The 8,781-nt window shown below is 54.9% G+C and carries 4 protein-coding genes; all 4 read right to left on the reverse strand.

The genetic code is table 11. The annotated features are described in order from the left end of the window. Positions 1-9 precede the first annotated feature (9 nt). Positions 10-2,907 carry a DEAD/DEAH box helicase gene (locus IEG05_RS18840; RefSeq protein WP_191122529.1) on the reverse strand — a complete coding sequence of 966 codons (2,898 nt, stop codon included), beginning with the start codon at positions 2,905-2,907 and terminating at the stop codon, positions 10-12. A gap of 702 nt (positions 2,908-3,609) precedes the next feature. Further along, the gene (locus IEG05_RS18845) at positions 3,610-5,403 is read right to left on the reverse strand and encodes a hypothetical protein (protein ID WP_191122530.1); all 1,794 of its coding nucleotides are present in this window, start codon (positions 5,401-5,403) and stop codon (positions 3,610-3,612) included. A gap of 12 nt (positions 5,404-5,415) precedes the next feature. After that, entirely contained in the window at positions 5,416-8,535 is a 3,120-nt protein-coding gene (locus IEG05_RS18850; protein WP_191122531.1) for a helicase-related protein, read from the reverse strand. A 31-nt stretch (positions 8,536-8,566) separates the two neighbouring features. Beyond that, positions 8,567-8,781: plasmid pRiA4b ORF-3 family protein (locus IEG05_RS18855; RefSeq protein WP_191122532.1), on the reverse strand; the 215-nt coding region annotated here is incomplete at its 5' end.

Genomic DNA, 8,781 nt, shown 5'->3' on the forward strand with positions numbered 1-8,781 from the left:
CGCGGCTGCTCAGTCTATGACCCGGGTGAATACGGCAATAATTTGAATAAACGGCACCGGTTCGATGGTGTGAGTGTCCTGCACCCAGGTCTGGTAGTCGGCAAACACCTTTTCAATGCGCTTCAAACGCTCCTCTTTGCGAGCGGCCTTGAAGTGCTCCGCCTGGTTGGAGCCTTCGAATTGCAGATCGAGCTGGTTGACCTGACGCCCCTTCAGCGCTTTGAGCTCGCCCAGTTGACGTTCCAGCTGCGGACGATGGGTGGCGATATAGTCCTGTTGCAGTTGCTGCATCTGATTGCGCGCGGCGGTAATCACTGCTGGCCGCATACGTTCTAGCAGCGCGGTATCCAGCGGCTGAGCGCGGTTAGGCAAGCGGTTGTCCAGCTGCAGGCGTTGCAGCCACGCCTCGGCAGGCTCGATACCCGCAACCGCGCCATTACGGATCCTGATGGCGAACCACTTCCAGATCACCGGGTGGGCCTTGCGGTTGGGGATCAAGCCACTGACTAGGAACACAGTCTCGCCGGCTTGCATTAGCTGGCTGACTCGGTCGATATCCGGCAACGCGAGCACCGGCGCACTGTGCCGAGCCACCTGGGCCAGCAGCTTGTCCTGCAACCACTGAATAGCCGGGTGTTGAGGCCAAAGGTAGTGCAGCTTGGGCCAGGCGTTCTCGTCCTGACGGCTGCGGCGGATTTCCTCGGCAAAGCGCTGTTTGTCAGCGGTGAGGACCAGGCTGCCATCTTCGGGGCGGATCTCCGGAGGCAAGAAACGGAACCGGTAGTCCAGGTCGTCCGGAGGCGTCAAGGTGATGGTTTGACGCTCATTATTGGCCGAGAAATTGACCTGGCGGCGCTCGCGATTGACCGCTTCCAGTGCCTGACGAGCAAATTCATAGTCACTGGCGAACAGGCTAAAGCCGTCAACGGTGAACTGCTCTACCTGCTCTGGAGCTTTCGGCTGCGCGGCCTCAGGGTTGAGAAACAGCGCCAACAGATCGTCGCCCTCATTACTATCATCAGCCTGGTATTGCTGATCAAAGGTCTGGGCATCGATGCCGGTAGCCATGGCCTGCATGGTCAATACTTCTTCAGCGTCCGCATCATGGACCTTCATGAAGGTAGCTGGGTCACCGATGTTGCGGTAGGCCTGATCGTCCTTTTCCTTGAGGATTTCCAGTATGCGCTGGTCGCCCTTGACCGTCGGGTTGCTGCTTTGGGCGATTAGGTAAGTGATGATCGGCGTCTGCTCTTGGCCGTAGCGGTCAACCCGGCCATTGCGCTGCTGGAACACCATCAGCGACCAGGGCAGATCAAAATGCACCAGACGATGAGACAAGTAGTGCAGGTTGATACCCTCACTAGCCACGTCCGAGCACAGCAATACGCGCAGCTTGCTTTCCGGCTTACCGAACGCTTCGACGATAGATTGCTGTTCTATGTCGCTCATACCGCCATGCAGTATCTGGATGGCATCGTCCTTGAGCTTGAGATCCTGTTGCAGTTGGCCCTGCAGCCAGTTGAGCGTTTCAATACGCTCACTGAAGATCACCAGTCGGTCGTCAGTGTCGCTCTTCTTCCAGCCAAAGTCCTTGCTGTTCAGCAGGCCGAGAAATTCCCGATATTTGCTGAAGTTGGTCGGGGTGATGTTGCGCAAGGCGTGCTGAAGGCTGTACAGCGCTTCAATTTCAGCCTGCTCGTCGGCGCTGACACCCTTGCCCTGCAGCTTGGCAATGCGCTGTTTGACCGAAATCTCGGCGGCAGCCGGTGAGCTGAACATGGCCTTCTGCAAGCCGATACGTACCAACTGGCCGTTGCTGGTCGCGCTATGTTCGCCGCGGTAGGTGAAGGGCACATCAAGCAGGGCCTGATAAGCCCCCTCTTCCTCCAGCGAGGCGTGCAGATAGATGTCCTTGACTACTCGCTCTTTGAACTCCTGCTTGACCTGGTCGCGGATGTCCTTTTTGAAGCGGCGGATGACCAGGCCCTTGTCGCGGAAGTCTTCCTTGGCGTAGTCGTCCGGATCGGAAATGGCAGTCGGGTCAAGCATGTTCATCAGGCTGGCAAAACTGCGCGCCTTGCCGTCGTGCGGCGTGGCCGACAGCATGATCAACGTATCGGAGCGGCCGGCCAGCAATTGCGCGAGCTTGGCACGCTGCGAACCACTGCTGCGCTCAGCGACGTTATGGGCCTCGTCGATGACAATGATGTCCCAGTAGGCCTGCTCCAGATGGCGGCGGTACTCGTTGTCCTGCTTCAACGTGTCGATGGAGATGATCGACTTGTCATAGTAGTAGAAAGGGTTGTGGTTACCCGGGATGTGATTGCGCACACGCTGCAGGCCGGCGGAGTCCAGTCGGGTCAGCGGGATGGTGAAGCGATTCCACATCTCCTTCTGGAACTGGGTCATCATGCTTTTCAGCGTAAGCACTAGAATGCGCTTGCCGCGGCCCCGGCGAATAAGCTCGGACATTAGGATGCCAGCTTCCAGGGTTTTACCCAGACCTACAGAGTCGGCAATAAGAATGCGCTGACGGCTCTGCTTGAGCGCCTGCAGCGCTGGGTCGAGCTGATAAGGCACCGTATCCATTGCGGCGCGATGGCCCAGATGAATCTTGTCATCAGCAGGAGTGATCTGCCGCAGCTGGGTTTCGATGAACAGACGACTCTTCTCAAACCCGGGAGTGGTGTCCTGCTCGAAGCGGGTCTCTGCAGGATCCAGAATACGAATCGCATCAGCCTGCTCCTCTAGCCGGGACAGAAACTGCGCACTCTTGCCATTGACCAGCTCGGATAACCCATCGACGGTAAGGATGTAACCACCGTCATCGCAGGGATCAGCTCGGCGCACTACCCATTCGCAGTCACGAATAACGACGCGAGCGCCTGGAGCATAAAGACTTTGCATTGAACATTCCTGTAACAGACACGACCCCGACATCCAGTGTCATGTGACGACTACGATAATGGCCCGATGATGCGACAGATCATCAGTGAGGTGAAGCCTTGACACCTAGGATGCTGACCTAAGAATTAGCTTCGGCCTGAACGCTGAACAAAGCCCTCCCTATGCTTTCCGTAAGATCCCACCTCACTCCCACAGCGCCCCGATCTTGCCCATTTCTTCTTGCTGCGGGGCAACGCCTGGGACGATCAAGCTAGAAAAAACTTACCAGCTTGGCTTTAAGTATCTCTGCCTGAGTAGCTAGACGTCCCTCCAACGGCTCATGCTTGCATTTCGGGCATTGGACGTAGAGATCACGCCCAACCTCTAGGGCATCGCTCAGGGGTACTGTAGTTTTCTGCCATGCGCAACGAGGGCAGATAAAGGTCAGCGGGCGCGGCGGTATTGGCATGAAAAACCTCGTATTTAAAAACTGTTTTAGAGCAAGCCTTACTGTCAAGAATGGAAATTCTGCCTACAGGCACCAAGTGCCAATACCGACATCAACTATTAGACGCTCTCTCATCTGCAGGAGCAGAATATGTAGCAAGGTACGACGCGACTAGATTGTTTACCTGTACAGGTAAAGTTTTCGAGCAGATTGAGAGAACATGTGCAGCACCACCAGCATGCCAATGAGCTAGCTTCCACTCACCTGCTCTCCGCTCATTTCTCGGTATAGCGATCACTGAAGTCCACTGCCCTAGGATTCTCGGCCAGAGCCGGAACATCCATCACCAACTTATCGAGCTTCAGTTGGCTCAGGCCAAAGGCAACGGAGAGGCGGTCATATTCAGTACGGGGTAGTCCGGGCGCCACTAATCCTCGCGGCTTCTGTAACGGTTTCGGAGTAACGCCAAACCAGCTGAACCCTTGAGCAGAATGTAGGTCGCTCCTCAGCTTGGTGTAAAAACCCGAACGACTGCCGCCACCACAGAGAAACATGGGCATACCAGCCATTTGCTGCCTTTCGAGTAGCCTCTCATTCGCCACGTGAAGATAGGTATCCTGGACAACCTGGCGGTTCACCTGCGTATAAAAATGCTGATCAAGGCTTCGACCTTTGAATTGGACATCAACCCCATTGAAATACCCGTCTACCCTGTCGGGAAGAGCCTCCTCGGCATCAGTCAAGTGACTGACAGCCTGCACAGCCTGTCGCAAGTCCTGCCTATCAGGAAGCTTTTGCGCCAGCGCTGACTGCAGCCAATCCATACGCTTCTTATGAAAATTCATCACGCCATGGGGCTCAACCGTGGTTCTAAAGATGACGAGGCTGTCCTTGCGCTGCCCCCTCCTACGCTCAACACGAAATACAGAGGCATCCAGTGTTCCAGCACCTACATCAACCATTAGATAGATATTACTGGCGTGAGGGTCGTAGGCACCTGAACTGACGAAGCCATAAATTTGCGCAGCAATTTCTGGCTCCACCCTTACTTCAATGTCTTCGCTGTCACACTCAACCTCGGCACCATTGCACAAGGCTTCTGCTCGTTTTAGAGCTAGGCCTATTGCCTCTAGCGTCAACTGTTTCTCGGTCGAGGCGATCCAGGCCGCAGTGCCTACTAGCTGGTAAAGCCTTACAGTTTTTGCGTCGCGACGGCTTGCCACTGGTAGTCCGATAGCAAGATCCCAGACGATGGTTCCTGAGTAGGTTTCTCCGTGAGTACTCAGCAACCAGCCTCTGATCATTCTCAGCGCCAGGGCAAGAAACCCCACGACAGGCAATTGAGCTTGCAACGACTCGGCGTTAGCTAGCAAGGCAAGTTTGAGATCCTGATAGACCTGCCCCTGCCCTTCCAGGCTATATCCGTTTTCGCCCAGATAAACCCTACACGGCAGCAGATAACCTTCGATGCCCTGGATATCTCTGAACGGAACTGCGTATGTAGTCTGCCTCTCCCCATCACTAATGACGGCCTTGAGCGTCGAGCTGCCAAAGTCCAGCCCCAGGCACAAGAACTTCTCGTCAGCGCTTTTATTTAACTGAGTCTTATCCCCTTGCGGCCACTCCATGAGAAATGCGGTTTGACCTTGTTGGAGCGTATGCCAAGTAACACAGGCCTCAGCAGTGGCAGTTATCGAGTAGCCGGAATCACTGTGCAGACTCTCACTAGAGCCCCCCTTGGCCCTTTCAGGCACGCATGACTCAGCTATAGCCTTTCTGGTAGCTGCCTTGGCTAACGGCTCCGAGCTTGACCAACGCGTGATGCAGGTTCCGTTGGCTGTCACGGTAACTTTTTTGCCGTTTTGCGCTGAAGCCGACGTTGCAGGCTGACTGGCTGCAGCTTTCTTTCTGGCAGTCCTGGGCCCTGTTTTTCGTTCCTGATTGGCATCTGACTGGGCAACTTTCTTCTTACGCTGATCCAGCACTGGAGTGGCCGCCTTCTTCGGCTTCTCCGGTAAAGGCACACCGGCTTTCTCAAAAGCTTCCTTGAGTATTCCTGCAAGCTTCATCTGACCTCCCTATCAACCGACCTTGACAACCCCAGCTGTAACGAAGTGGTTCTCAGCCTCAAGCTTTTGTTTGAGGCGCAACTCCGCCTCACGCTGTTCTCGCCGCTTCAATGCGGCATCACGCTTACCTTTTTCAGCAGGGATCATGCGCTCTTTGCCAGACTGCCGGAGAGCAACCATACGCTCATTGATACGCTTGACCTCCAAATCACAGCGGTCGCGAATCAGCTTGATCAGTAGGTTGACGCGATCGTTGTTCTCATCCCGCATTGCCTGCCTGACATCCCTAAACTGGTTAGCAATCTGACTGCGGCACTCTTCGTAGGCATCTACTACCGAATGTGGCACCAGTAGATTTTTTGCTGCCGGCCAGTCCTCCCCCGCTAACGCGGCGAGATTCACTAGCTGCTCGGCGCGCGCTGCTTCCAGTCCATTCTCGCTATCAAGCGCCTTGGCGGCATAGACCAGTCGCTCATTCGTCTGTGCGCCACTAAAGCTCCAACGCGAAACGACGAAGGCGTAAATACCAGGTTCAATACCTTCCGATGCCAAGCGCGACAGCTGGACAGCACTGATGGGATAACGCTGATTGACTTGATCCTGGCTACCGAGCTGACTGGTAACAAAGCGCACCAATGGATGATCTTGAGCCACACGTTCAAAACGCGAAGAAGGTGCACGATGGCAGTTCTCGAACAGTACCGGGAGCGCCCTGGCATCAAGCAACTGCGTCTGTCCTTGCAGCCCCTTATCCTGAATAAACTGACTGAGTTGCACCCGCAGATCCATCGACAATTCGACGTTGTACAGCTCCAGTTCACCGTCTACAGGGATGAAGCGAGTACCCGGGTAGCTGTCCAGAATGAAATCCGTCACATAGGCATGTAAATCATCGGAACGCACGTAACGCCCCAGCTGCTCAGCCACACGTACCTTGTTCATGATGAAGTCGCCATGAGCAACCAAATTTGGAGCCTCGGCCTCCAGCTGCTCCTGCCGAAGCTTGGTTTCGGCAAGGGCCTGCAGATTCAGTTCGATACGTTGCGTTTCTTCCTCAGGGCTGAGCTGATGACTGAACAGCTCCTTAGTCATCTTTTTGATGACGCGCCCAATGATGGACTCCATGCTACCAAGCGCCTGACGGAAGATGTCCAGACGCATCAGCAGACGATCATAGATGCGTTCATCAATGGTGTTGGCATACATCAGGTTCCAGATCAGGATCTTCTCAGACTGCTGACCCAACCGATCAACCCGACCAATCCGTTGTTCGATCTTCATCGGATTCCAAGGCAGGTCGTAGTTCACCAACAGAGACGAGAACTGCAGGTCCACTCCCTCCGAACCGACCTCGGACGACAACAGAACCTGGGGCCCTGAGTCAGCTTTGAAAGCCCGCAGTATTTCGTCTTTATCATCCCCTCCTTGAAGTACGACGCAAGAGATGCCGTCCTCGTTCAGCCGTTCACGCAGGTAGGCAAGAGTCTGCCGGAAGAACGAGAAGAGCACGGCTTTCTTCCCGGGAAATTGCGCACGATATTTGCGCAAATGATCCCGTAGTAACCGATACTTGCTGTCATGCAGCTTCAGTTGCTCGTAGTCGCCAACTGATTGAGATATCTCAACTAGCTGCTCGATTAAGCTGCCGAGGACCGGGGGCTCGTCGATCTCATCATCACTCTCGTCCTCTGACAGTTCGTACATCGCTTCGTCGAGCCCAGCCATACGCCCACGACTTAGCTTTTCCTGCCAAGCACGACAAGCGGCTGGCATGCAGCTGGCCATCTGGCGCTGGGGTGTTGTCAGGATGAAGCCCGTCAAGAGGCCGTTCTCTTGACAGTACTCGCGCACTCGTTGAGTCACCTGATCGTAGAAAGCTTGCTCCACCTCGTTGAGAGGAGCGCGGAAATCCAAGGGAACGCGAATGACCCGATTTTCTTGCACTTCGCGCTTAAGCGTTCGAGTAACAACTTTGCTCAGCGGATGCACCCGATCGAGTCGATCAGCAACCTCGGAGCGGCTATTAGGTGCTTTGAGCTCTTCGTCTGAGGGGGGTTGCTTGAGCATGGACGCAAGCTGCGCACTTTCATCCAAGAACTGGTTGTCCATCGCTTGACGTATGGCCGCACAGAACTCATCACGATTGACCCGACCGGCCAATACCGCATCACGCAATTGCACGATAGGACGCGTGACGGCCATGCTCAGGTCAAAAAGGTACTCGTGCGGAAAGGCCGACTCATCAAGTAACTTCAGCAAATTGAACAAATCAGTGTCTGCTAGCTGGATAGGTGTAGCGGAAAGCAGAACAAGATTTTCAACAAGAGGCCTGAGCAGGTGACCCAGAAGGTTGGTCTTTGTACCCGTGTTGCGCAGGTAGTGAGCCTCATCTATCACTAGCAGATGCAGCAACGGATCACCAGCTGGGTCGGCATCCTCCAGGAAGCGAGCCAGCTTTGCCGCACCCTGCTTATTGTTTAAGGCGTCGTAATCGCTTGGTGGACGCAGCCCTTGCATGCTGGCGATCAATGCAAACTCCTGCCTAGGCCTGCCTCTAATGCTTTCGAGACGCTCACGCAGCTCTTCGGCATTGACCAATTCGGCCTTGATGCCAAACCGGTTTAATAACTCTTCACGCCACTTGTTGCGCAGCACCGCAGGACAGATAACTAGTAGCCGCCGCGCATCGAATCGAGCTCTTAGCTCTGTCCAGATCAATCCCGCCTCAATTGTTTTTCCCAGACCAACCTCGTCGGCAATGAGAATGCCGTTGCTGGGTGAGTCCAAGAACTGCAGTACAGGCTTAAACTGATGCGGATAGAAGTCCGTATTGGTTGTCTTCAAGCTGTAAATGAGGTTCGCCAGCTTGCCACTCAATCGATGGTGAGTAATGGCTGTACGCAGATTTTTTGCTAGGGAATAACGGCCTGCGTTGAAGCAGGCAGTGGGACTGTTACTCTCATGTAGGATAGGATCCAGAGCACTTGGCGGGAAATGATCCTCCGTGCCATCCAGAAGGAAAACTTGAAGGCGAAGACGCCGCCCACTTCCTTCAGTTCCTGCCCCGATAATGCCCATTCGCGCCGGATTATCCCTCAGCCGCACCTTTGTGCCCGGCTTAAGCTCATTCATAGTAAGCGTCCGCTCTCTACCGTCTTGACCCTCAGACTTTAATCCGCTTCAGACGCTGATTGATGTCGTCGCGGTCAAATGCCGTGGGATCGAAGGTATCGCCGTACCAGTCGAGCATGTCCAAGTATTCGGGATGTTCGGGGTCGGCAAGCGCGTCCAGAAAATCCGCGTAACCCGGTGCACCGCCGACATCCTCCGGCGGGCTGGCATTGGCGCCGTCGATGCAATACAGCACATGCGGGCACG

Origin of the sequence: Stutzerimonas kunmingensis (genome assembly GCF_014764705.1) — a bacterium.
Taxonomy (GTDB): domain Bacteria; phylum Pseudomonadota; class Gammaproteobacteria; order Pseudomonadales; family Pseudomonadaceae; genus Stutzerimonas.

Coding starts and splice junctions, on each gene's coding strand:
- IEG05_RS18845 (WP_191122530.1), bottom strand. CDS start 5,403: ATGAAGCTTGCAGGAATACTCAAGGAAGCTTTTGAGAAAGCCGGTGTG.
- IEG05_RS18850 (WP_191122531.1), bottom strand. CDS start 8,535: ATGAATGAGCTTAAGCCGGGCACAAAGGTGCGGCTGAGGGATAATCCG.
- IEG05_RS18840 (WP_191122529.1), bottom strand. CDS start 2,907: ATGCAAAGTCTTTATGCTCCAGGCGCTCGCGTCGTTATTCGTGACTGC.